We start from the raw sequence: 22,544 nt of genomic DNA on the forward strand, positions 1-22,544 counted from the left end.
CTCGGCCAGGGGACTTCCCAGCGTTCAGGCAGCGCTATTGAATAACGAAATTGGTAAAATAAACGTTATCGACACCGCCATAGCCGGTCTTCTGCTTGAGTACATCGTTGATGATGCCCCGGATTTTTCCTTGCAGCATGCGCTTGCCGTCGGGCGTGACCAGCTGCTCCTCGGGCTGTTCGGCGAGCATCATCAGCACCTGGCTGCGAATCGCCATCTCGTGCATCTTGATCGCGGCGATCACGCGATAGTCATAATAGGTCGACACCGCGACGGTGATCTGGGCGAAGGCGTCGGTGTCCGTCATGTTCGACGTGAAGGGCGCCTGGAGCTGGAAATAAGTGGCCTGATAGGCGGTCGGATTGCTTGGTGCCGGCAGGTCGATGCCCTTGCCCGGCGCATGGGCGGCCGACGGGGCATGCCCCTCGCCACCGGCACTCGCATGGCCGCCGCCTTCGCCACCACCACCACCGCCTTCACCGGCCCAGCCATGGGCGGTGGCGACAGCCTGCGCATCCTCGCCCGCCAGGACGAGCACGGGCTTGTTGGGATCTTCCTTGGGGCCTTCGGCCTTGGGGCTGAAGAAGCCGGCGGCGTACAGCCCGCCCGCAGCGCCGGCACCGCCCACCACCATGGCGACGGCGACCAGCAGGATGAGCTTCATCCCCCCACCCTTCTTCTTCTTCGCCTTGGGTTCATCGCTCATCGTTCACGTCCCCTGGAATATCCCGTCCCGGCCGTCAGGCGTAGCGCGCGCGGCGGACGTCACCGGCGCTACCGCCGGTGTCACCATGGTTAAGAACGGCCGGATCGCTCCCGGCTTTATGGCCAAGGCCATTATTTTCACGGCCCTGCCAGCGGCCCTGCGACGAGGATTGGCCCATCGACTGGCCCGCCATCTGGCCGGCACCTTGCCAGGCGCCCTGCTGCTGGGATGCATTGCCCTGCTGGCCGTTCGACTGGCTGCCGGCCTGGCCATTGGCATCGGCCTTGGCCGCTTCGGCAACATGCGGCGCGCGTTCGATCTTCACTTCATGGATGCGCACGGCGGCAAGGCCCGCGTCCAGCTTCAGCCGGTCGCTATCCTGGCGCAGCGCCATTTCCGCCGCCTCGCTGGCAACGGTCAGGCTGACCGCCGCGCCATCGCCATCCTGGCGGATATCGACCTGGATCGGGCCGAGCTGGTCGGCATTGATCTGGAACCGGCCCTGCGCGCCATTGGCCGACAGGCCGGCAATGTCGCGGGCCAGCCCATCAATCCACTGTCCCGACACGCCCATATCGACCACCTGCTGGCCAAGGCTGGCCGACAGGTCGACCGTCGGCATCGCCGCCGGGGTGACCGAAGGCGCCAGGGGCGCAGCAGCCTGAGGCACGGACATGTCCGCGCCACGATGGGCCGCGGCCGGGGTGGCAGCGACCAGCGGGTCGACGGCCGTGGCCGCCTTGTCCGGCGCGGGATCGCTGACCGGCGCTGCCGCATCGGCGCTGTCGCGCACCGGCGTCGCCCGGCGGTTCATATGGTCGCGCACCAGTTGCAGCAGCGACAGGGCTTCCGCCTTGGCCGGCTTGGCGACCACGGGCGCGGCCGGGACGTCGGTGCCAGCGGATGCGATCTCGACATCGGACTCTTCCGGGCTGCTGGTTACAGCCGCAGGCACGGTCTTCTCGGTCGGCCTGGCGGCCGCCACGAGCATTTCGGCCGGCATGTCAGGGTTGACCTCCGGCGCCGCAGCGACGGCGGGCATGACCTGCTCGACCGGGCGCGGTGCAATCACGGGCTGCGGGGCGGCCTGGACCGGGGCCTGCACGACATTCGGGGCCGCGTTGGCGACCGGCGCAGGCTGTGCCGGGATCATAGCAGCGACCAGTTCGGGCGTCACTGCAGGCGCCATCACGGGCGCTGCAACCATCTGCTCATCCTGCCCATCCGCGCCGACCACCGGGGCCATCACCGCTTCCTGTCCCACGGCCGGTTTCGAAGGGGCCTGGGTTTGGGACAATGAAGGTGACAGCGAAGGAGACACGCTCAAAGGCATCTCCCGGGTCGGCGCGGATGGAGCCGAAGATGCGGGGGCATCGATCGGCGCCTGCGGCAAGGGGGGGAGTGCAGCAGGCAAGGAATGGGCAATCGGATCGGCGACAATCGGCGCGTCGCTGTCGACGGGCGTATCGGCCGTCACTATGTCAGCTTCGCTGTCACCATCGGCGATGTCGTCGGCCTCGGGCGCGGCCATCGCAGCTGGCAGAGGCTGCGGCGCGTGCGTCGGCGTGGCCTTGATCGGAGCATCAGCAAGGGCGAGCGCGATCGCCCCTTCGGCTTCCACCGGCAGCGGCAGGGCCACATCGGCGGTCGGAACCGGCGCCGGAGTGCGGATATCGGCAGGCGCAGGCGCGACCGCCAGCGCCGGGGCCGGCAGAGGCAGCGGGAGGGCTTCGGCGACAGCCTCGCCTTCGGGCAGGACGATCGGCGTAGGCTCGGCCGATACGGGCGCGACGGTCGCCTGATCCTGGACCGGCGCAGCGACGGGCGGGACCGGCTCGGCGACCGGCAATGCGGCCGCAACGACCGGCAGCGCCGGTTCTGCGACCGGCTGGACCGGCATGGCCCGCTGGGTCAGGAATTCGGCGGTGTCCGGCAGAGTCGGTGCCTCGATTGCTTCGGGCGTCACGACCGGCGCATGGCCCTCGATCGTCGCTTCCGCCGGCAGGGCTGGCGCGCCCATGGTCGTGGCAGGCACAGCCGGCTGCGGCGCGCCATCGACATCGCTCAGCAGTGCCGCGAAGTCGGCCGCGCCCTCGGCCACGGCCACGGCCGACGCACCGGCCGCCGTCGCACCGGCCAGCGGCGTCGAGGAGAAGAGCAGCGATTTGAGGCTGGCGAGCATGGTCATGTCAATTGTCCCCCGTGCGCTGCATGCGGCGATAGCGCGGCAACGCGGCAAGCTTGTTCTCGCGCCATTCTTCCAGCGCGACGCGGGCCCGATCCTTCAGGCGCGCGGCAATTTCCTTCTCGCGGTTGGCCGCGATGCTGAGCCCTTCCTTCGCCTCCACCTTGCGGCGGGCGTCGTAGAGCGCACCGTCGAGCTGGCGACCGGCCTGCTCCAGACGGCTGGCCAGTTCCTGCATCGATGCAAAGGAGGCACCAGTAGCGCCGCCCTGAACGCCGAACAGCTCGCCCCGCACCCGGCGCAGACGTTCGAGGTTGGTGGCGATCCCCTCCGCCTCGTCACGGGCGCGCGCGGTCTCGGCCATGGCCATGGCATGCTGGACATGGCGCACGCGCAGCACGCGGTGACGGCGGGACACCAGTCCCTTCACGCGCCGAACTCCGCGATCAGCGCGTTGGCGCTGGTATCAAGGTCGATCCGGCTCTTCTGGTCCTGGCGGATGAAGTTCAGGATTTCCTGGCGACGCTGCACCGCCTCGTCGATCACCGGATCATTGCCGGGGCGATAGGCGCCCATCAGGATGAGATCGCGATTTTCCTCATAGGCGGCCCAGAGGCGACGATAGGCGGCGGCGGCCTGGCGATGCTCGTCGGGCACGACGTCGGCCATCACGCGCGACAGCGACTTGCCGATGTCGATCGCCGGGAAGATCGCCTGTTCCGACAGGCTGCGCGACAGCACGAAATGCCCATCGACAATGGCGCGGGCGGCATCGACGATTGGATCGTCGGTGTCGTCGCCATCGGCGAGAACGGTGTAGAGCGCAGTGATCGAGCCGCCGGAGCGGGCGTCGACGCCGGCCCGTTCGACCAGACGCGGGATCAGCGCCAGCGCCGAGGGCGGATAACCCTTCATCGCCGGCGGTTCGCCGAGCGCCAGGCCGATCTCGCGCTGGGCATGGGCGCAGCGGGTCAGGCTGTCGATCAGCAACAGCACCTTCTTGCCGCGAGCGCGGAAATATTCGGCGATGGCGGTGGCGCGCGCGGCGGCGCGCAGACGCAGCACCGGCGGATGGTCGGCCGGCACGGCAACCACGATGCTCTTGTGCATCGCATGCTTGAGCTTGGTTTCAAGAAAGTCGCTGACCTCGCGGCCACGCTCGCCGATCAGGCCGGTGACGACGATATCGGCTTCCGCACCGGCGATCATCTGGCCCATCAGGACGGATTTGCCGACACCCGAGCCGGCGATGATGGCGATGCGCTGACCGCGCCCGGCGGTCAGCAGCGCGTTGACCGCGCGCACGCCGAGGTCGAACGGCTCGGTCACGCGGCCGCGATCGAGGACATTGCCCTTCACCCCGTTGAGCGGCCAGACGCCGCCGGCGATGATCGGCCCCTTGCGGTCGAGCGGCTGGCCCATGGCGTCGATGACGCGGCCAATCAGCCCCTCACCCACCTGCACCATATTGGCCTGGCTGTCGGGTTCGACACGAATGCCGTTTTCCAGCGGCGCGTCAGCGTCGAGCGGCACCAGCAAAGTGCGCTCGCCACGAAAGCCGACGACTTCGGCGCGGCAGACCGACCCGTCGCTGGCCAGGACGCGGGCGCCCGAGCCGATCGGACGGCGGAAGCCGGTGACTTCCAGCATGCCGGCATCATGGCTGACCAGACGGCCGACATGGCGCGGCTGGCGATTCTGGACCTGAAGATGCTCGAACAGGGTTTCGGCCTGCGCCAGCTCGGCGCGGATCATGCCTTACCCTCCATGTCGTCCATCAGGGCGCGCAGGCGCGCCAGACGAACGTCCGGGCCATCCTCGACCCAGCCATCGGCGGTTTCGAGGCGCACGCAGCCGCGCTGCATGCTCTTGTCCGACACCAGCGGCACGCCGATCTGCTCGCCTTCGAGCAGCGCGACGTCATCGGGATGCAGATGCAGCGCGCTCTTGTCGCTGCTGTCATCGATGAAGGCGGCGACCGCTTCGCAGCGCTGGGTCAGCCGGTCGAGATCGATCTGCACTTCGCCGACAATCTGTTCGACCAGGCGGACGACCGTGGCCGACAACATGGTCGACAGGCTGCCGCTGGGTGCCGGCGCCAGCATTTCAAGCGCGGCGGTCAGGCGGTTGCGCGCCTCGATCTCGTTCGCCTGATCCTCACCGGCGGCGCGATAGCCTTCCTCGAACCCCTGCGAGAAGCCCGCCATATGGGCTTCGTCGATCGGATCGGTTTCCGGTTCGGCATGGATCGGCGCGCGGGCGGGCGCCGCGATGACGTCGCCGGGCAGCGCCGAATAAAGGCTGCGGAAGCCGTTGCTGGCCACCTGGCCAACGCCGATCATCGGCACGCTCGATACGTCATGGCTGGCTTCGGCGGCCCAGATCTTAGACAAAGTCGTTCCCCTTGCCACCCAGCATGATGGTGCCGGCATCCGCCATGCGGCGGGCGGTGGCGATGATCAGCTTCTGCGCGTCGATGACTTCGGCCAGGCGGATCGGGCCGCGTTCCTCGATCTCGTCGGCGATCGCCTGTGCGGCGCGGGCCGACATACAGCTGAAGATCTTCGCCTTGAGCATGTCGTTCGCACCTTTGAGCGCCACGACCAGCACCTGGCTGTCGACTGTGCGCATCAGCGTGCCCAGATTCTTGTCATCCATGTCGATCAGGTTATCGAAGACGAACATTTCCTCTTCGATGGTCTGGGCGATCATCTTGTCGCGCTTGGCAACGGCCTTCATGATCCGCTGCTCATTGTCCTTGCGAACATTGTTCATGATCGCGGCCGCTTCGACCGTGCCGCCGCGCTGCGACGCCGCACCCTGCTTGTTCACCGGACCGCGCAGCAGCAGCTGCTCCAGATCGTCCAGCGCCTCGTTCGACACCGGGCCGAGCGTGGCGATGCGGTAGACGATCTCTTCCTGATATTCGGTCGGCAGCAATTGCAGCACGTCGGCGGCAACCGGCGCTTCCAGATGCGCCAGCACAATCGCCATGATCTGCGGATGCTCCATCTCGATCAGGATGGCGATTTCCTTGGCGTCCATCCACTTCAGCATTTCCAACTGGGTGGAGCGGGTCGGCGGGGTGATGCGGGCCAGGATGGTTTCGGCCCGTTCCTCGCCCAGCGCCTTGGTCATCGCGCCACGAATATGGCGGGTCGCGCCATAGCCGATGGTGGTGCGCTTCTTGGCCTTGGTGACGAAATGATCGAGCGCCTCGTTCACTTCCTCCGGATCGACATCCTGCACGTCATACATCGCATAGCCGAGCTGGCGGACTTCTTCGGGCTCGAGGCGCGACAGGATCTGCGCCGCTTCATCCTCATCGAACAGCATCAACAGGACGGCGGCGGCGGCGCTGCCCTTGAGCGCCTCGGGACGGCCGGGGACGATCTCAGGCATTTTCCTTCTTCCCTTCCTTCAGAAGGTCGCGGACCACCAGGGCGGCGCGATCGGGATCCTGCTTCACGAAGTTGCGGATCAGGTCGGCGCGCTGGGCATAGTCATAGGTGGACGAGATCATGTCGAGCGTCACCGGACGGCTGGGATCGGGATTTTCGGTCGCCTGCTTGGTCAGTTCGCCCGAGATTTCGCGACCCAGGCGCTGCCCGACTTCGGCGGTCTCGACCGCCTTCGCTTCCTGAGCGGCGGCACGGCGCTTGAGCAGCGGGCGGCCGATGCCGAAGATCACCAGCAGCGCGACCAGCAGGGCCGAGACATTGCGGATCAGCGGCGACATCCAGTCGGCCTCATACCAGGGCGCCTTGACCTCTTCGGCCTTGGCGAAGCTGCGGGCCGACAGGGCGACGACGTCGCCACGGGCCTGGTCGAAGCCGACGGCGCCCTTCACCAGCGCTTCCAGCGCGGCGATTTCCTGAGCAGAGCGCGGCTTGCCATCAGCGCCGGTGTCGAGCGCGACGGCGACCGACAGGCGCTTGACGGTGCCGACCGCATCCTTGGTAACCGACACTTCACGGCCCAGCTCGAAGCTGCGGTTGAAGGTTTCCTCGGTCTTCATCGGCGGCAGGCCCGGCGTGGCCGGCTGCTGCTGTTCGGCGGTCTGGCCCTGCGTCACGGCCTGGCCGTTCGGGTTGGTCTGGGTCACGGTCGGGTTGACCGGTGCCTGGTTGCTGAGCGCGCCGGGAATGCCCGATGCCTCGCCAGCCTTCTGGCCCCGCTCGTCCGACGACCAGCTGCCCTGCTCGGCGCGCAGGCGCGCCTCGTCCTGGGGGAAGCTTTCGCGGGTCGCCTGGCGTTCGGCGAAATTCAGTTCGGCATGGACCTCGGCCGAGAATTTGCCGTCGCCCAGGATCGGGGTCAGCAGCGCGACGACCGACTGGCGATAGCGATCCTCGATCCGGGTCTGGATGGCGAGCTGGCGATCGTCGGCGGCATTGCCGTCATTGTTGCTGAGCAGGCGGCCATTCTGGTCGACGACCGAAATATCCTCCGGGTTCAGTTCCGGGATCGACGAGGCGACGAGATGGACGATGGCGCTGACCTGCGCGTCGGTGAGCGTGCGGCCCTGCGACAGGCGCAGCATCACCGAGGCGGAGGGCTTGGTGCGTTCGCGCAGAAAGACGCTGGGCGCTTCGACCGCGAGATGAACCTTGGCGCTTTCGACGCTGTCGATCGCCTCGATCGTGCGGGCGAGATCGGTTTCGCGGGCGCCGCGCAGCTTCTCATTCTCGACCGCGCGGCTGGCGCCCATCGGCAGGCTGTCGATCATGCTGTTGCCGTCGGGCGCGCTCTTGGGCAGGCCCTGGGCGGCGAGCATCATCTTCGCCTTGAAATAGTCGCCCTCGCCAACGGTCATGCCGCCGGCATTGTCGAAGTCATATTTGATGCCATTCTGGTCCAGCACCTGGGCAACCGCAGACTTGTCGCCATCGGGCAGGCCGCGGAACAGGTCACGCTGCGGCGGTTCGCGCAGCGCCAGCCAGGCCGCGCCGGCCACCGCGACGGTGCCGAGCAGGCCGAGCAGCGGCAGGCTCTTGGCCACGGCCGGCTGCTTGATGAAGCCGGCGAAGCGCGCCTTGAGCGCGTCGACGCCCTTGGCATTGCCGAAGCTGGCACCGGTGACGGCCGGGAGGGCCGGGGCAGCGGCCGAGCCGCCATCGATGGTGAGTGCGTTCTCGCTCATGGGTTAGACCGGCATGCTCATGATGTCCTTGTAGGCGGACAGGAGTTTGTTGCGGACCTGGAGGGTCGCCTCGAAGCTGACCGATGCCTGCTGCTTGGCCAGCATGACCGCAGCGATATCGGTGGTTTCGCCCCGTTCGAACGCCGAGGCGGCATCGCCGGCCTGGGTCTGCAGGCCGTTGACCTGCTGGAGCGCATTGTTGAGCGCGTCGGTGAAGCCGCCCGGCGCAGGGCCCTGGGTGGCGCCGGCGCCACCGGTCGAACCGACATTGCCGGTCGAGGCGACGTCGCGCAGCGCGGCGTTCTTCTGCAGGATGGCATTGCGCATCGCCATCACGCTGTCGGTGGGAGAGATACCGGTCATGCCCTAACCCTCCTTAAGCCGCAGCCAGCTCGCGCATCTCGGCGAGCCGATAGCGCAGCGTGCGTTCGGAAATGCCCAGCTTGCGGGCGGCGGCGGCGCGATGGCCGTCGGTCTCGCGCAGGGCGGTGCGGATCGCTTCCAGCTTGGAATGATGGGCAACGTCGCGCAGGCGGATCGGTTCGGCCGGCGCGGCAGCGACTGCGGCAACCGGCGCGGCCGAAACGATACGCAGCGGCTGCGGCGCGCCAGCGACATGCAGGTCGTCGGCCTCGATACGTTCACCGTCGCGCAGCACCAGCGCGCGCTGCAACACATTGCCCAGCTCGCGGGCATTGCCCTGCCAGCGATGAGCGGCCAGCTTGTCGAGCGCGGCGGCAGTCGGCCAGACAAAGCCGTCCTTGCCGGCATCCTGGTGGCGCAGCAGCATGGCGGCGGCGATCGCGGCGATGTCGCCGGGACGTTCGGCCAGCGGGCGCAGTTCCAGCGCCATGACATTGAGGCGCCAGTAAAGGTCTTCGCGGAAGCGGCCGGCGGCGACTTCGTCGGCCAGGTTGCGGTTGCAGGCGGCGACGATGCGGACATTGACCGGCACCGGATGAGTGGCGCCAACCGGTAGCACTTCGCCTTCCTGGAGGGCACGCAGCAGCTTGGCCTGGAGCGCGAGGGGCAGCTCGGCGATTTCGTCGAGGAACAGAGTGCCGCCGTCAGCGGCCAGGAACAGGCCGTCCGAGGCATTGGATGCGCCGGTGAAGCTGCCCTTCTTGTGACCGAACAGCATGGCTTCCATCATGGTTTCGGGCAGCGCGGCGCAGTTGACGGCGATGAAGTCATGGGTGACCCGGCCGGACTGGGTATGAAGGAAGCGCGCCATGCCTTCCTTGCCAGTGCCGGTGTCGCCCTGGATCAGGACGGTGGCATCGCTGCGCGCCACGCGGCCGGCCAGTGTCATCAGGCGGGCGCTGGCGGCATCGCCAACGGCCGGGACCGAAGCCGGGCGGGCCAGCTCGGCGATCAGCGCGAAGGCAAAACCCATGTCTTCGAGGCCAAAGGCGACGCGGGCGGGCAGGCCATTGGCCGCCGGCACCAGCGACGGCTTGCCGTCGACCAGGTTGATGAGGATATCGCGATGGGTGGCATGGCCGATCTCGGTCGCGAGAAGGACGCGGCGGCTATCCCGCTCACGCGGGCTCTGCGCATCCACGATCCGCACCGTGTACAAGGCATTTTCGAGCCAGTGCTGCAAGCCCGGAACGAGCGCGCAGACCCCACGGCTCACGTCAAGCGATGACATGAACTGTCCCCAGTGTCTTGGCAGGTTTGTGCCCCCGCACGCCCCTACCCCCTTCGATGACTTAAATTTACGCCAGCGTGGTTATTAGATGGTTAACGCGGCCATTAACTTGCCGGTGACCGGCAATTTTTTTCCGCTCCGCCGGCAGAAAAATCGCACTCTATATATACGCGCACGCGTAGAGGGCTGTTTTTCCGTCTTTTTCCAGAAAAATCGCATCGCCCCCTAAAAGCTTTTCGCGGCCCGCCGTTATCCCCTTTCGAGGCCGCAAGCGTCAGACGACAGCGACCTGATGAACGGAAAGGGAATATCATGACTGTTATCGGAACCAACTCGTCGGCGCTGCGGGCCACCAATGCTTCGGCCGCCTCCAGCAAGGCTCTGTCCACCGCCATGGAGCGCCTGTCGACCGGCAAGCGCATCAACTCGGCCAAGGACGACGCCGCTGGCCTGGCCATCGCTTCGTCGATGACCTCGCAGATCAAGGGCATGACCCAGGGCATCCGCAACGCCAATGACGGCATCAGCCTGGCGCAGACCGCAGAAGGCGCACTGGGCGAAGTCACCAACATGCTGCAGCGCATGCGTGAACTGACCGTCCAGGCCGGCAACGACACCAACGATGATACCGCCAAGGGCAACATCAAGTCGGAAATCGACCAGCTCGCCACCCAGATCGGCAAGGTTCTGTCGGACACCAGCTTCAACGGCATCAAGCTGTTCGACGGTTCGGCCGGCCCCAACACTGACGGCAAGATCAACATCCAGGCTGGTGCCAACTCCAGCGACGCGATCGAAATCGACCTGGGCAATGTCGAAGACGACACCGATGTCGCCGCAGTGGTGACCGGCGGTGCGACCACCGCTGCCCTCGATGTCACGGCCGGCACCTTCGATGTCGGCGCCGCCTTGGATCTCTATGACGACGCCCTGAAGGCGATCGACACCTCGCGCGCCAATCTCGGTGCGGTGCAGAACCGCCTGGAATCGACCGTCAACACGCTGACCGCGAACGTCACCAACCTGACCGACGCCAAGAGCCGCATCGAAGACGCCGATTTCTCGACCGAAACCACCGCGCTCGCCAAGGCCCAGATCCTGAGCCAGGCATCGACCGCGATGCTGGCCCAGGCCAACCAGAGCCAGCAGAACGTCATGAAGCTGATCCAGTAATCCGGATCGGACACCGAAAATGACGGGTTGAGGTATTGGTCACCGGCAACCCGCCATGTCACCCCCGGCACATCAACAGTCCCCACCGTGCCGGGGGTAACACCTTCGATCAAACGGCCAAATTCGAAGCCTCCGTCCCCCCGGACGGGGGCTTCATCGCGTTTGATTACAGGCACATCTTGCATTGCCGCGATCAGCACCCATGATGGACGCATGACCATGATCGACCGGCGCGCCTTGATCGCTGCTTCGGGCGCAGCGCTGCTGCTCCCCCGCCCTGCCCTCTCCCAAGCCCGAAACGACCGTTTCTCGTGGGACGGCATCATCGCCATGGCGCAGAAGCTGGCGCGTACCCCCTTTGCCGAAACCCCGCCCAATCCGGTCGCCGCCAAGGTCGGTTATGACCAGATGCACCAGGCCCGGTTCCGCGACGAGAAGACGATCTGGGGCGACCTGCCCGGCGACACCGGCGTCCGCCTGTTCCCGCTGAGCGGCACGGCCCAGCAGCCGGTGCAGATCGCGCTGGTGGACAAGGGCGTGGCGACGCCGCTGCGTTATGATCCGACCATGTTCGAGACGCCGGACGGCAATTCCGTCGCGGACCTTGGCCCGGACGCGGGCTATGCCGGCTTCCGCATCATGAATGCCAAGCGCGACGGCGACTGGCTGTCCTTCCTGGGTGCCAGCTATTTCCGGGCACCCGGCCCGACCAAGCAGTTCGGCCTGTCCGCCCGCGCGATCGCGATCAACACCAGCATTCCGGGCAAGGAGGAATTTCCCCGCTTCACCCATTTCTGGCTGGAGCGGACCGGCGACAACAGCGTCACCGTCTATGCCCTGCTCGACGGGGCATCGATCACCGGCGCCTTCCGCTTCGTCAACCGGCTTGGCGCCAAGGGGGTGACACAGGACGTGACCGCTGCCCTCTTCCCGCGCCGGCCGATCCCCGAACTGGGGCTGATGGCGATGACCAGCATGTTCTGGTACGACGAGGCGCATCGGACCAAGGGCACCGACTGGCGCCCGGAAATCCATGATTCCGACCTGCTCTCCATCGCCAGTGCCGATGGCAGCGCGCAGGCCCGGCCGCTGGTGAACCCGTCCGTCCCGCGCGTCGATGGCTTTGCCGAGACTAGCCCCAAGGGCTTTGGCCTGTTGCAGCGCGACCGCAATTTCGACCATTATCAGGATGACGGCGTCTATTATGACCGTCGCCCCTCGCTATGGGCGACCCCGTCTGCGCCGCTGGGCGCAGGACAGGTGCGGCTCTACACCTTCCCGACCGACAGCGAATATACCGACAATGTCTGCGCCTATTGGACGCCGGCCAAGGCCGCGCGTCCCGGCAGCCGGATCGATGCCGCCTATCGCCTGGACTGGACCGCGGACCGGGCACCCGCCGGCAGCAATCTGGCGATCGTGCAGGCGGTCTGGCGCGGTCGTGGTGACGAAGCCGGGGTCGAGCGACTGGTGATCGACTTTGCCGGCCTGCCCGCCGATGCGAAGCCCGAACTGTGGACCGACATCGGCAATGGCACCATCGTCAAGAAGGGCGGATATCCGGTGCTGGGCCAGGCAGGATTGTATCGCGTGGCGATCGACATCCGCAAATCGGGCGACAGGGCGGCGGATATCCGGGTCCAACTTCGCTCTGGCAATCGCGCGTTCAGTGAATATGTGCATTATCCGATAGGCGCATGAAGGGAACCACGCGGGTAGCGAAAGGTTCTAGCGCTCGGGTTAACCAGGAATGGGTCTGACATGACATCGACAGGAGGCACGAACGTGGCCGATGGGGCCACGGGGTCGCAAGCGCTTGTCCGGGCGTTCGAAAGCGTGCCGGCAGAGGCGCCGCTTGCCATGCCGGTGCAGGATTTCGCGACCGCGCCGGGTCGGATCCATCGGCCGCTGAACATTGACCTGTGGGCCCGCCGGCTGCTGGTCGTGCTGCTGGCGCTGCTGCCCGCCGCGCTTGCCGCGCACGAGATGCGCCGGTCGATCGGCCTGGACGGTATTTCCTTCTGGGAGGGCGTCTATCTCGCCCTGTTCATCCCGCTCTTCGCCTGGATCGCCTTTGGCTTTGCCACCGCCGCGATCGGCTTCCTGCTGCTGACGGTCGGCAAGGGCAAGGGTGTGCGCCCCTACATCCCGCGCGACCGCACACCGCTCAAGGCGCGCACCGCCATCCTGCTGCCGGTCTGCAACGAGGATTTCCTGGGTGTGCTCGGCCGCCTGTCGATCATGGAACGATCACTGTCGCAGGTGATGGGTGGCGAGCGCTTCGAATTCTTCATCCTGTCGGATTCCAACCCGGAAAATGGCGAGACCGAGCGCAAGGCCTATCTGGAAATGCGCAAGGCCTTCTCGCGCCCGGTCCATTATCGCCGCCGCGCCCGCAATATCGGCCGCAAGCCGGGCAATATCGAGGAGTGGGTGACCCGTTTCGGTGGCGCATATGACCATATGATCGTGTTGGATGCCGACAGCGTGATGAGCGGCCAGACCATGGCGCGCCTGTCGGTCGACATGGAACGCCACCCGCATCTGGGCCTCATTCAAACCGTGCCGACGGTGATGGGCGCGGCCACGCTGTTCGCCCGCTGGCAGCAATTTGCCAGCCGCCTGTTCGGGCCGATCTCGGCCGCCGGCATGATCTGGTGGGCCGGGTCCGAAGGCATGTTCTGGGGCCATAATGCGATCGTGCGGGTGCGCGCCTTCGCCGAAAGCTGCGGCCTGCCCGAACTGCCGGGCCGTGCGCCCTTTGGCGGCCATATATTGAGCCATGACATGCTGGAAGCGGCGCTGCTGCGCCGGCGCGGCTGGGACGTCCACATGGTCACCGCCGACGACAGTTTCGAGGAATTTCCGCCGGCCATGCCCGACCTGTTCACCCGCGATCGTCGCTGGTGCCAGGGCAATATCCAGCATGTCCCACTGCTGGCGAAGATCAAGGGGCTGCACCCGGTCAGCCGGTTCCAGCTGTTCGTCGGCGCATCGGCCTATTGCACCTCGCCGCTATGGCTGGCTATGATGCTGGTGGTTCTGGGCGGCGTCGCCACCGGCGTATGGCCGCCGGCCGCCGTGCTGCCGTCCAGCACGCTGCTGACGGTAACGGCGGTGCTGCTGTTCGGCCCCAAGATATTGGCGATCGGCTGGGCCATGGCCGACCCGTCGCGGCGGATCGGCTTTGGTGGCGCAGTGCGGATGACGCGCGGCGTGATCGCCGACATCCTCCTGTCGATCCTGATGGCGCCGGTCGCGATGCTGACCCAGACGATCAACCTGTTTTCCATCCTGATGGGCCGCAAGGCGAGCTGGAACGGCCAGACCCGCGACCGCGACGGCATGGCGATCCTGGGCGCAATCTGGCTGTTCAAATGGCATATCTTGCTGGGCATCGGCCTGGCCGTGCTGGCGGTGCGCGCCAATGCGATCGGCTGGATGAGCCCGGTGCTGGCCGGCCTGTTCGCCGCCCCCGTTCTGGCCGCGCTGACCGCACGCAAGGATCTGGGCCAGCGGGCGGAAAATAGCGGTCTGTTCCAGGTGCCCGAACCGTGGTGGCGGACACAGAATTACCGGCCGCTGCGTTTCCGTTGGCCGGTTCCGGGTCGCAAGGCATCGGTATCGCGCCCCGCCAACGACGGTTGACGGGTGCGCGGGCCGGTCAGTTCCAGTCGCTGAGCTTGCCGCGCAGCTTGTCGAGCGCCGACTTCTTGATCTGGCAGACGCGCGCGGCACCAATGTCCAACGTCTGGCCGATTTCCTCCAGGTTGAGTTCCTCGACGAAATAGAGTTGCAGCACCAGTGCCTCGCGCTCGGGCAGTTCGCCGATACATTTGGCGAGCGCGCCTTTGAGCGATTCCCGCTCCATGATGTCGTCGGCACGATCCTCGACATCGGCGAACCACATGGACTGGTCGGAATAGACCTCATCCATGCTGGTGTGCTGGACCATCTCGGCGCCATCGGCCGCCTCGCGATAGTCGGCGGCATCCATGCCCAGTTCAGCAGCCATTTCGGCTTCCAGCGGCGCCCGGCCCAATTTCTGTTCCAGCTTCGCGCGGGTGGCGGCCAGCTTCTTGCGGGTCGCCATGGCGGAGCGGCACAGGGTCGAATGGCGCCGCAGATGATCGATCATCGCGCCGCGCACGCGCAACTGCGCATAGGAGGCGAAGCCCAGGCCTCGATCCTCGAAACTGTTGGCAGATTCCACCAGCGCGACCATGCCGATCTGCAGCAGATCTTCCACCTCGATCGCGCTGGAGACGCGGCCATGGACATGCCAGGCGATCTTGCGCACCAGCGGCATGTAGCGGCGCGCCAGCTGTTCGGGGGAATTGGCAAGCCCTGCCCGTCCATAGGTAAGGACATCCGAGCCTGCAGCGACCTTATTCATATACATTGGTCAGTCTCCTCAGGCGACGCGTTCACGCGGCAGCGGATCGTGCCGGGGCGTGGGACGCTGCTCGCCACCGACGACGGCGACAACCTCGACACCCTTGCCGTCCGGGATTTCCAGGAAGGACAGCACCGGGGTCTCGGGCAGATGGGGTTTGAACAGCCGGGCGAGCGCGCGGCGCGCGACCGGCGAGGTGACGATGGCGAAATTGCGCGCCTGGCCCAGCATCGGCCGGGCGGCATGCACGACCGATTCGACGATGCGGTTGCCCAAGCTCGGCTCGATCGGATGCTTGGCGTCGCCGGCGACACGCATCGCCTGCGCCAGCATCGCTTCCAGATCGCCGTCGAGGGTGATGACCGGCAGCGGCATCTTCACCGGGACGAGGCCCTGGATGATGAGCGCGCCGATGCGCTGGCGCACCGCTTCGACAAGCTGTTCGTGATTCATGTCGGGGCGGGCCGCATCGACCATCGCCTCGCAGATGCGGCGGAAATCCTTGAGCGCGATCCCTTCCGACAGCAGCGCGCGACACAGCGCGGAAATCTGCGTCAGGCTGAGCGTGCCGGGGGTCAGGCCGTCGACCAGCTGCGGCGCGACATCCTTGAGATTGTCGAGCAGCTTGCGGGCTTCGTCCAGACCGAACATCTCGGCCGCGTTCATCGCGATCAGCTGGTTGAGATGGGTGGCGACCACCGTCGGCGGATCGACCACGGTGTAGCCGGCGACCACCGCCTCGCTGCGCTTGGCCGGCGAAATCCAGACGGCGTCGAGGCCGAAGGTCGGATCCTTGGCCGGGCGACCAGCGACCGTGCCTTCCAGCATGCCGCTGTCCAGCGCCAGCAGATCGTCGGGCCAGATATCATCCTCGCCCACGACGACGCCGGCGATGGTGATGCGATACTGATTGGGTTCGAGCGCCAGATTGTCCTTCACGCGGACCATCGGCACGACAAAGCCCAGTTCCTTCGACAACTGGCGACGAATGCCGGTGATGCGGGCCATCAGCGGCGCGCCCTTGCGCTCATCAACCAGGCCGATGAGGCCATAGCCGATCTCCAGACCCAGGATCGCGCCATCGGACACGTCGTTCCATTCGATGATGGCCGGGTTGGGCGGCGGCGCGACCGGTTCGGGTTCGGCGGCCTTGCGCTGGCCGGCCTTGCGCAGCTGCCAGGCGATACCGCCGGCGATGGCAGCGGCCGTCAGGATGATGAGATGTGGCATGCCCGGCAGAATGCCGAGGAAGCCGAGGATCGCGGCAACGGGCACCCAGGCCTTGCCGGTACCGAACTGGCCGGCGACCTGGGCCGACAGATCCTGTTCGGACTTGACGCGGGTCACGATCGAGGCGGCGGCGATCGACAGCAGCAGCGCCGGGATCTGCGCGACCAGCGCGTCACCGATGGCGAGCAGGATATAGGTCTGGGCCGCATCGCCCATCGCCAGGCCATGGCTGACCACGCCCAGGATGATGCCGCCGATGATGTTGATCGCCAGGATCAGGATGCCGGCGATCGCGTCGCCCTTCACGAATTTGGACGCACCGTCCATCGAACCATAGAAATCCGCTTCGGTCGCGACTTCGGCGCGGCGCAGCTTGGCTTCTTCGGGCGTCATCAGGCCGGCATTGAGATCGGCGTCGATCGCCATCTGCTTGCCCGGCAGGGCATCCAGGGTGAAGCGGGCCGACACTTCCGACACGCGGCCCGCGCCCTTGGTGATGACCACCAGGTTGATGATCATCAGGATCGCGAAGACGAAGATACCGACGACATAGTCGCCGCCGATCAGGAAGTGGCCGAATGCCTCGATCACCTGGCCGGCCGCGTCCGATCCCTCATGGCCCGACACCAGCACGACGCGGGTCGAGGCGACGTTGAGCGCCAGGCGCAGCAGGGTCGCGAACAGCAGCACCGTCGGGAAGCTGGAAAAGTCGAGCGGCTTGGCGGCGTTCAGCGCCACCATCAGCACGGCAAGGCTGATCATGATGTTGGTGATGAAGCCGATGTCCAGCATCACCGCCGGCACCGGCACCATCATGAACAGCACGACCATCAGCGTGGCGAACGGCAACACCGCCCCCTTGGCGGCGCTCATCCAGATCTTCGCTTTGACTTGGGTGGGAGTCATGAGAGGCCGTTACCTTCCGAGGGTGGCGAGCATGAGATAGGCGAGACGCGCCGTCTGCGGTTCCGGGCGGACGGTGACGTCGGCATGGGTCGCAAGGCGCTGGGTTTCGATCCGCACATAATCGGCGGGGGCGACGGTCTTCGCGCCGCTGGGCAGCCCAGTTGCGCCAGATGCGTCGGCATATTGGACATTGCCGGTGCCGATCGAATCGACACCCTTTTGCAGCTTGCTGGCGAAACGATCGCGAATATCGGCGAAGCTGCGGGCATTGCCCTGCTTGTCATAGAAGATCGAGCGATTGGCGCGGGCCGCCGCCGGGAAGATCGAGGCGGCCGTTGCGCCAGGCGCGCGATCATTCATCGACAGAAATTTGGAGGCACCACCCACGCCCAGGAAATGGGCGAGGTAGAGATCGACCGGCTCGGCCTCACGGCCCAGGCGGCTTTCCAGATAGGCCTTGTTGTCGGCGGCATGTTCCGCCGCCATGACCGAGGCGGTCTCGGGATGCTTGCGCAGGTCCAGGATCTGCTGGCGCAGATCAGGGTCCGACACATAATAGCGGCCATTGCTGCCCTTGCTGATCGCGTCAGCCGCCCAGCCCAGTCCATATTCGGCGCCATGCTTGTCGACGACGGCGAGCCAGCTCTGGTCGACGAACTGATAGAGGCCGGTGGCGGAAGAGGTGGCGGCACGCGCGCTGGGGTTCAGGCTGGATTCGATCTTGGCCTGACCAAGCAGGTAGGAGAAGTCCACGCCGGTACGACGGCTCGCCATCGCAATCGCGTTGGTGACGCGATTACCAGCCGAAGCTCCCGTTGCTGAAATGTCTGCAAGTGCCGACACTGACCCACAATCCCCATTTGGTACCGTGGGCTATTAGAGCAATGCTTGTGCCAAGATTTGGTTAACGCGGTTAAACAAGATTCTGCGTAAAACGAAAAACGGCGCCGATTGGCGCCGCTTTAGCCCGAAAGCAAAATTTATTTTTGTCAGCGCCGACCGTAGGTGAGCGGCGCATTACGCGCGCCGTTGGAGGTCAGGATCGCGAGTCGCTGGCTGGTATAGTCCGCCAGCACATTGGTGCTGACGCGCGCCGCTTCGATCAGCGGCAGGAGCCGATTGAGCCGTTCGACCACATCGGGTTCGGAACGCCAGGCGCCGATCGCACGGGCAGCGGCCGCCGCCGTGCTGACCCTGGTGCTGGCAGCTTCGATCGCGGCCGCATCATTGCCGTCCAGCGCAGCGCGCAGGTCGTCAAATGCGGCGAAGAGACCATCCAGTGCAGCAAGGCCGAGGGGCATGAAGGAATGTCCTGTTTAGGCGGGAAGATCGAGCGCCATCATCCGGTCGGCGATCACCGACGGGTTGACGGGGTAATTGCCCGAAGCGATCGCAGCCTTGATGGCGGCGATGCGGTCCATGTCGACAGGCGCGCCTTCGGCCGCCATGCGCGCCGCCGGGCTGGCCGACGTCGATGCCGACGCGGTGGTGCCGGTCGATCCGGTTGCCGATGCGGCGCGGGTCTTGCCCCCTTCGCGCAAGCGGTTTGCCTCGATTGCCGAACTGATGCTCTGGCCGACTGAGTTGATCATTGGTTCATTCCTTCACTCGTCCCTTGAACGCTATAACGGACAAGTTCAAAAATTATTAAATCCCGGAATGCGCACTACGCCCATGTCCACGATCTGGGCAAGTACAGGCGATGACTTCTTGTCTTCGCGCACGCGAATCGTCTCGCCAATTGCGCCATCTTCATCGGCGATCATCATGCGCGATACGCTGAAACTGGCATTGCCGGCCATGAGCTGGACCGGATCGCCGCGTTTGACGACCGATTCCTTGGCAACCGGCCGCACGGCCGGGGCATAGCGGCCGACCGGGCCGGAGGCAGCTGCGGCGGCCCCCGCGACCAGCGGCACACGGATGCGCCAGCCCAGTGCATCGCACTTGACCATGGCGGCGCCGAAGATCGGCCCCTCGACGCTGGGCGTGGTCGGGCAGGCTGCAAGGCGGAGGCGACGATCGACCGGCGCCAGCGGGCCACCGGGCTCACCCATGTTCGCGCCGACGGTCATCGCGACCAGGCTGTCGATGCGATCCAGATTCTCGAACTTCTGCTGCGCCAGCGCAGGCTGCGCAGCGGCGCAGGCCAGGGCGATGGCGAGGAACTGGACGGGTCTGGTCACGGCGCTTCTCCGAAAATGCGGACTTTCGCCATGGTTAAAAGCAATTACCGTGCCAGTTAAGGATCAGGACTTCACGGCCTCACCCGGCGCGATGCGGATCAGCTGCCCCTGCCCGTCGGCGCTGTCCGCCTGATCCAGGCCGCGGATGAGCAGCCGATCGCCGCCTATGCCCTGCGCCTTGAGCGCACGCGCCACGGCGCCAAGCCGCGCCGCCGCCAGATCCCAATCGTCGAAACGCTGTCGTGCCCGGTCCTGCCCCTGGCTGCGCAGCTCGATCATGCGGTCATCCTGCATATAGGGGCGCACCGCTGCGCGCAGGCGTATCTGCCCCTGCGGCGTCAGCATCGCCTCGCCCGGCGCAAACAGTTCTGCCGCGCGCAGCTCGATCGCCGTGCGGGCGGGACGGCCGCCAAATTGGCGACTGACCTCGGCCAGCATCGCATCGCGGCGCTGGCTGCCGGTCGCCTGGAGCAGCACGAAGAAGCCGAGCAGCAGCATCAGCAGGTCGGCAAAGCTGACGGCCCAGCGATTGCGCCGGGCCGCCGTTGCGGCCGATGGGATTGCGGGCGCGGTCATGCGACTTCGCGGATCGATGCGCGGCGCAGCGGCGCATTTTCGCGCCGCGCGATCGCCAGCATGCGGGCCACCGCCTCCTGCTGCCAGGCAAGTTCCTGTTCGGACAGGGTCGCCAGCCGCGCGGCGATCGGCGCGGCGAGCAGGTTGGCGATAACCACACCATAAAGGGTTGTGAGCAGCGCAAGCGCCATAGAAGGACCAAGCGCGGACGGATCATTCATCGCCGCGAACATGCCGACCAGCCCGATGATCGTGCCGGCCATGCCCAGCGCCGGCGCCGCATCGGCGACCGACAGCCAGACATTGCGCACGCTGGCGTGGCGCTGAGCCCGATCGGCCAGCGCCTGCGACGCCCAGGTTTCGAATTGTTCGACGCGATCGCAATTGGCAAGGCGACGCGCGGCATCGACCATGAAGCCGCTGTCGCTCTTCACCCGGTCGATGCACATCAGGCCGCGCAACTGGGCCACCTGGTCGATCTGGAGCAGGGCCGTGCGCGCCGCATCCCGGTCGCGCAGCGGATCGGCGCGCAGCAAAGGTCGCAACACCACGCAGGCCCGGCCGACCGCCTGGACGCCATTTTGCGCCAGCGCCACGACCGCGACACCACCCAGCATCGCGGCGAGCGTGAGCGGATCGAACAGATGCGCCAAAATCCCGATCATGCCACCTTCCGTTCCGCCATCCTGACCGGGCGGCAAAAGATTGCCGCCACCCGGCAAATTTTTGCCGCCCTTGCCGCCCGATGCCGCGAAAGCCCGGATTTCCGGCGGTTTGCCGCGCCATCCTGCGTCACCCACGCAAATTGGCACGGTCCTTGCGGATATCCGGCTGGATCGCTCGCATCGAACGCCATCAGGCAGGAGAACGGCGGGACGATCGAAAGCTTTAGGCCCGGAAGGGCAAAAAGGGACTGACGGGAAATGTCGCTGGAAGACGGTTTGTTCGGGATCCATGGAAAGGCGCTGGCGCTTCGCTCGCAGCGTCTGTCCCTGCTCGCGTCGAACATCGCGAACGCTTCGACCCCCAACTACAAGGCGCGCGACATCGATTTCGATGCCGCGCTCAAGGAAGCGACCGCCCAGAGCGACCGCGGCCCGGCCGATGTCGGCCAGGCGGTGGACGATGCCATGGGCTATCGCGTGCCGTTGCAGCCCAGCCTTGACGGCAACACCGTCGAACTGAGCACCGAACAGACCCTGTTTGCGGAAAATGCGGTGAAATATCGCACCACCCTCGCCTTCCTGGAGGGCCGCATCAACACCATCAACCGCGCGCTGAAGGGAGAATGAGCATGAGCGGTTCAGGCCCCATGAATGTGTTCGATATCGCCGGCCGCGCCATGAGCGCGCAGCTGGTGCGTCTGAACGCCACCGCATCGAACATGGCCAATGCCGGCAACGTCACCGGCAGCGCCGCCGAAGCCTATCGCGCGATCAAGCCGGTTTTCCAGTCGGTTACGGACAGCCCCGGCGTGTCGACGGTCAAGGTCGCCAATGTCGTGACCACCAATGCGGAACCGACCAAGCGCCACGACCCCAATCATCCGCTGGCCGATGCCAATGGCGATGTCTGGGAGTCTGCGGTCGATAGCAATGCGGAGATGGTCGACATGATCGAGACCGCCCGCATGTACCAGAATAATGTGCAGGTGCTCAACACCGCCAAATCCCTGATGCTCGAAACCATAAGGATCGGCAAATGACGACGACGTCTACCGTCACCGATAGCGCAGGCCTTTCGGTCTACAACCCGAATGCCAATGTCGGCACGGGCAGCGCGACCATGGATCAGTCGAGCTTCCTGACGCTGCTGACCGCGCAGATGCAGTATCAGGATCCGTTCGAACCGGTCGATAATACCGAGATGGTGTCGCAGATGGCGACCATCACCCAGTCGACCGGCATCGCCGAAATGAACCAGTCGCTCAAGTCACTGGCTTCGGAACTGAGTGGCACGCGGCTTGGCGATGCAGCCAGCTGGATCGGCAAGTCGATGCTGGTCCAGAGCAATGTCGCAGTGCCCGATTCCAGCGGCTATTATGCCGGCCAGATTACGCTGAGCGGCTCGAGCGATGCCGTCAGCGTCGACCTGGTCGATGGCGACGGCAATGTCGTCAAGTCGATCGATCTGGGCGCGCAGAGTGCCGGCGAGGTCGCCTTCTACTGGGACGGCAAGGATGATGCGGGCGAAACCGTTTCCTCCTCCGCCCTGCAGGTCAAGGTCAATGGCGGCACCACCAGCCAGGTCGCGACCTGGGCCACCATCGCCGCCGTCCAGTCACCCGCCGACGGTTCCTCCTCCAAACTGATCACCGCGCTCGGCAGCTATGCGCCGACCGACGCGATCAGCCTGATGTAATTTCACCCATCCTTTTCACCCAAGGAGC

23 protein-coding genes are annotated in these 22,544 nt (G+C 66.0%); 6 read left to right on the top strand and 17 right to left on the bottom strand.

Annotated features, from left to right (window positions below; all coding sequences use genetic code 11):
- Positions 1-34: 34 nt before the first annotated feature.
- The 9 genes from VHN57_RS14750 to VHN57_RS14790 are packed head-to-tail and all read right to left on the bottom strand — an operon-like array spanning position 35 to position 9,688.
- On the bottom strand, positions 35-706 hold the full coding sequence (locus tag VHN57_RS14750) for a flagellar basal body-associated FliL family protein (RefSeq protein ID WP_004208185.1): 672 nt from the start codon (positions 704-706) through the stop codon (positions 35-37).
- 34 nt (positions 707-740) lie between these two features.
- Positions 741-2,894 carry a flagellar hook-length control protein FliK gene (locus VHN57_RS14755; RefSeq protein WP_423284304.1) on the bottom strand — a complete coding sequence of 718 codons (2,154 nt, stop codon included), beginning with the start codon at positions 2,892-2,894 and terminating at the stop codon, positions 741-743.
- A 1-nt stretch (position 2,895) separates the two neighbouring features.
- Entirely contained in the window at positions 2,896-3,321 is a 426-nt protein-coding gene (locus tag VHN57_RS14760; RefSeq protein ID WP_010338845.1) for a hypothetical protein, read from the bottom strand.
- Positions 3,318-4,646, bottom strand: coding sequence for a FliI/YscN family ATPase (locus tag VHN57_RS14765; RefSeq protein ID WP_278983388.1), 1,329 nt, complete (start codon positions 4,644-4,646; stop codon positions 3,318-3,320). The genes VHN57_RS14760 and VHN57_RS14765 overlap by 4 nt, the downstream gene beginning before the upstream one ends.
- Positions 4,643-5,284, bottom strand: a complete 642-nt coding sequence (locus VHN57_RS14770) for a FliH/SctL family protein (protein ID WP_010338847.1) — start codon at positions 5,282-5,284, stop codon at positions 4,643-4,645. The genes VHN57_RS14765 and VHN57_RS14770 overlap by 4 nt, the downstream gene beginning before the upstream one ends.
- Positions 5,277-6,293 carry a flagellar motor switch protein FliG gene (fliG, locus tag VHN57_RS14775; RefSeq protein WP_017500447.1) on the bottom strand — a complete coding sequence of 339 codons (1,017 nt, stop codon included), beginning with the start codon at positions 6,291-6,293 and terminating at the stop codon, positions 5,277-5,279. Before fliG ends, VHN57_RS14770 begins: the two co-directional genes overlap by 8 nt.
- Positions 6,286-8,034 carry a flagellar basal-body MS-ring/collar protein FliF gene (gene fliF / locus VHN57_RS14780; protein WP_017500446.1) on the bottom strand — a complete coding sequence of 583 codons (1,749 nt, stop codon included), beginning with the start codon at positions 8,032-8,034 and terminating at the stop codon, positions 6,286-6,288. Before fliF ends, fliG begins: the two co-directional genes overlap by 8 nt.
- A gap of 3 nt (positions 8,035-8,037) precedes the next feature.
- Positions 8,038-8,397 carry a flagellar hook-basal body complex protein FliE gene (gene fliE, locus VHN57_RS14785; RefSeq protein ID WP_278983385.1) on the bottom strand — a complete coding sequence of 120 codons (360 nt, stop codon included), beginning with the start codon at positions 8,395-8,397 and terminating at the stop codon, positions 8,038-8,040.
- Between the two features lie 13 nt (positions 8,398-8,410).
- Positions 8,411-9,688, bottom strand: a complete 1,278-nt coding sequence (locus tag VHN57_RS14790) for a sigma 54-interacting transcriptional regulator (RefSeq protein ID WP_004208193.1) — start codon at positions 9,686-9,688, stop codon at positions 8,411-8,413.
- Between the two features lie 312 nt (positions 9,689-10,000).
- Between VHN57_RS14790 and VHN57_RS14795 the strand changes: the two genes are divergently transcribed.
- From VHN57_RS14795 to mdoH, 3 genes are all read left to right on the top strand, one after another.
- The gene (locus VHN57_RS14795; RefSeq protein ID WP_017500443.1) at positions 10,001-10,861 is read left to right on the top strand and encodes a flagellin N-terminal helical domain-containing protein; all 861 of its coding nucleotides are present in this window, start codon (positions 10,001-10,003) and stop codon (positions 10,859-10,861) included.
- A gap of 213 nt (positions 10,862-11,074) precedes the next feature.
- Complete coding sequence (locus VHN57_RS14800; RefSeq protein ID WP_278983383.1) at positions 11,075-12,562, top strand: OpgD/OpgG family glucan biosynthesis protein; 1,488 nt, start codon at positions 11,075-11,077, stop codon at positions 12,560-12,562.
- A gap of 60 nt (positions 12,563-12,622) precedes the next feature.
- Positions 12,623-14,509: a glucans biosynthesis glucosyltransferase MdoH gene (mdoH, locus tag VHN57_RS14805; protein WP_278983380.1), complete on the top strand. Its 1,887-nt coding sequence runs from the start codon at positions 12,623-12,625 to the stop codon at positions 14,507-14,509.
- A gap of 16 nt (positions 14,510-14,525) precedes the next feature.
- On the opposite strand, the gene VHN57_RS14810 is transcribed toward mdoH, so the two are convergent.
- From VHN57_RS14810 to VHN57_RS14845, 8 genes are all read right to left on the bottom strand, one after another.
- Positions 14,526-15,263: a FliA/WhiG family RNA polymerase sigma factor gene (locus tag VHN57_RS14810; protein ID WP_010338853.1), complete on the bottom strand. Its 738-nt coding sequence runs from the start codon at positions 15,261-15,263 to the stop codon at positions 14,526-14,528.
- A gap of 12 nt (positions 15,264-15,275) precedes the next feature.
- The gene (flhA, locus tag VHN57_RS14815; protein ID WP_004208198.1) at positions 15,276-17,393 is read right to left on the bottom strand and encodes a flagellar biosynthesis protein FlhA; all 2,118 of its coding nucleotides are present in this window, start codon (positions 17,391-17,393) and stop codon (positions 15,276-15,278) included.
- A gap of 9 nt (positions 17,394-17,402) precedes the next feature.
- Positions 17,403-18,236: a lytic transglycosylase domain-containing protein gene (locus VHN57_RS14820; RefSeq protein ID WP_278983377.1), complete on the bottom strand. Its 834-nt coding sequence runs from the start codon at positions 18,234-18,236 to the stop codon at positions 17,403-17,405.
- 146 nt (positions 18,237-18,382) lie between these two features.
- Positions 18,383-18,694 carry a hypothetical protein gene (locus tag VHN57_RS14825; RefSeq protein ID WP_423284310.1) on the bottom strand — a complete coding sequence of 104 codons (312 nt, stop codon included), beginning with the start codon at positions 18,692-18,694 and terminating at the stop codon, positions 18,383-18,385.
- A 15-nt stretch (positions 18,695-18,709) separates the two neighbouring features.
- Positions 18,710-18,985, bottom strand: a complete 276-nt coding sequence (gene flgM, locus VHN57_RS14830; protein WP_004208201.1) for a flagellar biosynthesis anti-sigma factor FlgM — start codon at positions 18,983-18,985, stop codon at positions 18,710-18,712.
- Positions 18,986-19,030: 45 nt separating this feature from the next.
- Entirely contained in the window at positions 19,031-19,579 is a 549-nt protein-coding gene (locus VHN57_RS14835) for a flagella basal body P-ring formation protein FlgA (RefSeq protein WP_278983374.1), read from the bottom strand.
- 63 nt (positions 19,580-19,642) lie between these two features.
- On the bottom strand, positions 19,643-20,155 hold the full coding sequence (locus VHN57_RS14840; RefSeq protein ID WP_010338858.1) for an OmpA/MotB family protein: 513 nt from the start codon (positions 20,153-20,155) through the stop codon (positions 19,643-19,645).
- A complete protein-coding gene (locus VHN57_RS14845; RefSeq protein WP_278983371.1) occupies positions 20,152-20,820 on the bottom strand; it encodes a motility protein A in 669 nt (222 codons plus the stop codon). The genes VHN57_RS14840 and VHN57_RS14845 overlap by 4 nt, the downstream gene beginning before the upstream one ends.
- A gap of 258 nt (positions 20,821-21,078) precedes the next feature.
- On the opposite strand from VHN57_RS14845, the gene flgB reads away from it, so the two are divergent.
- Genes flgB through VHN57_RS14860 form a run of 3 tightly spaced genes read left to right on the top strand, consistent with a single transcriptional unit; the run spans position 21,079 to position 22,516 of the window.
- The gene (gene flgB / locus VHN57_RS14850) at positions 21,079-21,447 is read left to right on the top strand and encodes a flagellar basal body rod protein FlgB (RefSeq protein WP_423284313.1); all 369 of its coding nucleotides are present in this window, start codon (positions 21,079-21,081) and stop codon (positions 21,445-21,447) included.
- A 2-nt stretch (positions 21,448-21,449) separates the two neighbouring features.
- The gene (gene flgC / locus VHN57_RS14855) at positions 21,450-21,860 is read left to right on the top strand and encodes a flagellar basal body rod protein FlgC (protein ID WP_004208206.1); all 411 of its coding nucleotides are present in this window, start codon (positions 21,450-21,452) and stop codon (positions 21,858-21,860) included.
- Entirely contained in the window at positions 21,857-22,516 is a 660-nt protein-coding gene (locus tag VHN57_RS14860; RefSeq protein ID WP_037507667.1) for a flagellar hook assembly protein FlgD, read from the top strand. The genes flgC and VHN57_RS14860 overlap by 4 nt, the downstream gene beginning before the upstream one ends.
- The last annotated feature ends 28 nt before the right edge of the window (positions 22,517-22,544 follow it).

The sequence above is a fragment of the Sphingobium salicis subsp. salicis genome (genome assembly GCF_049472635.1).
Lineage (GTDB): Bacteria > Pseudomonadota > Alphaproteobacteria > Sphingomonadales > Sphingomonadaceae > Sphingobium > Sphingobium yanoikuyae_A.

Bases quoted from the DNA above. Each gene is read 5' to 3' on its own strand.
- VHN57_RS14750 (WP_004208185.1), bottom strand. From the start codon at position 706: ATGAGCGATGAACCCAAGGCGAAGAAGAAGAAGGGTGGGGGGATGAAG.
- VHN57_RS14755 (WP_423284304.1), bottom strand. From the start codon at position 2,894: ATGACCATGCTCGCCAGCCTCAAATCGCTGCTCTTCTCCTCGACGCCG.
- VHN57_RS14765 (WP_278983388.1), bottom strand. From the start codon at position 4,646: ATGATCCGCGCCGAGCTGGCGCAGGCCGAAACCCTGTTCGAGCATCTT.
- fliG (WP_017500447.1), bottom strand. From the start codon at position 6,293: ATGCCTGAGATCGTCCCCGGCCGTCCCGAGGCGCTCAAGGGCAGCGCC.
- fliF (WP_017500446.1), bottom strand. From the start codon at position 8,034: ATGAGCGAGAACGCACTCACCATCGATGGCGGCTCGGCCGCTGCCCCG.
- fliE (WP_278983385.1), bottom strand. From the start codon at position 8,397: ATGACCGGTATCTCTCCCACCGACAGCGTGATGGCGATGCGCAATGCC.
- VHN57_RS14790 (WP_004208193.1), bottom strand. From the start codon at position 9,688: ATGTCATCGCTTGACGTGAGCCGTGGGGTCTGCGCGCTCGTTCCGGGC.
- VHN57_RS14795 (WP_017500443.1), top strand. From the start codon at position 10,001: ATGACTGTTATCGGAACCAACTCGTCGGCGCTGCGGGCCACCAATGCT.
- VHN57_RS14800 (WP_278983383.1), top strand. From the start codon at position 11,075: ATGACCATGATCGACCGGCGCGCCTTGATCGCTGCTTCGGGCGCAGCG.
- mdoH (WP_278983380.1), top strand. From the start codon at position 12,623: ATGACATCGACAGGAGGCACGAACGTGGCCGATGGGGCCACGGGGTCG.
- VHN57_RS14810 (WP_010338853.1), bottom strand. From the start codon at position 15,263: ATGTATATGAATAAGGTCGCTGCAGGCTCGGATGTCCTTACCTATGGA.
- flhA (WP_004208198.1), bottom strand. From the start codon at position 17,393: ATGACTCCCACCCAAGTCAAAGCGAAGATCTGGATGAGCGCCGCCAAG.
- VHN57_RS14825 (WP_423284310.1), bottom strand. From the start codon at position 18,694: ATGCCCCTCGGCCTTGCTGCACTGGATGGTCTCTTCGCCGCATTTGAC.
- flgM (WP_004208201.1), bottom strand. From the start codon at position 18,985: ATGATCAACTCAGTCGGCCAGAGCATCAGTTCGGCAATCGAGGCAAAC.
- VHN57_RS14840 (WP_010338858.1), bottom strand. From the start codon at position 20,155: ATGACCGCGCCCGCAATCCCATCGGCCGCAACGGCGGCCCGGCGCAAT.
- VHN57_RS14845 (WP_278983371.1), bottom strand. From the start codon at position 20,820: ATGATCGGGATTTTGGCGCATCTGTTCGATCCGCTCACGCTCGCCGCG.
- flgB (WP_423284313.1), top strand. From the start codon at position 21,079: ATGTCGCTGGAAGACGGTTTGTTCGGGATCCATGGAAAGGCGCTGGCG.
- flgC (WP_004208206.1), top strand. From the start codon at position 21,450: ATGAGCGGTTCAGGCCCCATGAATGTGTTCGATATCGCCGGCCGCGCC.
- VHN57_RS14860 (WP_037507667.1), top strand. From the start codon at position 21,857: ATGACGACGACGTCTACCGTCACCGATAGCGCAGGCCTTTCGGTCTAC.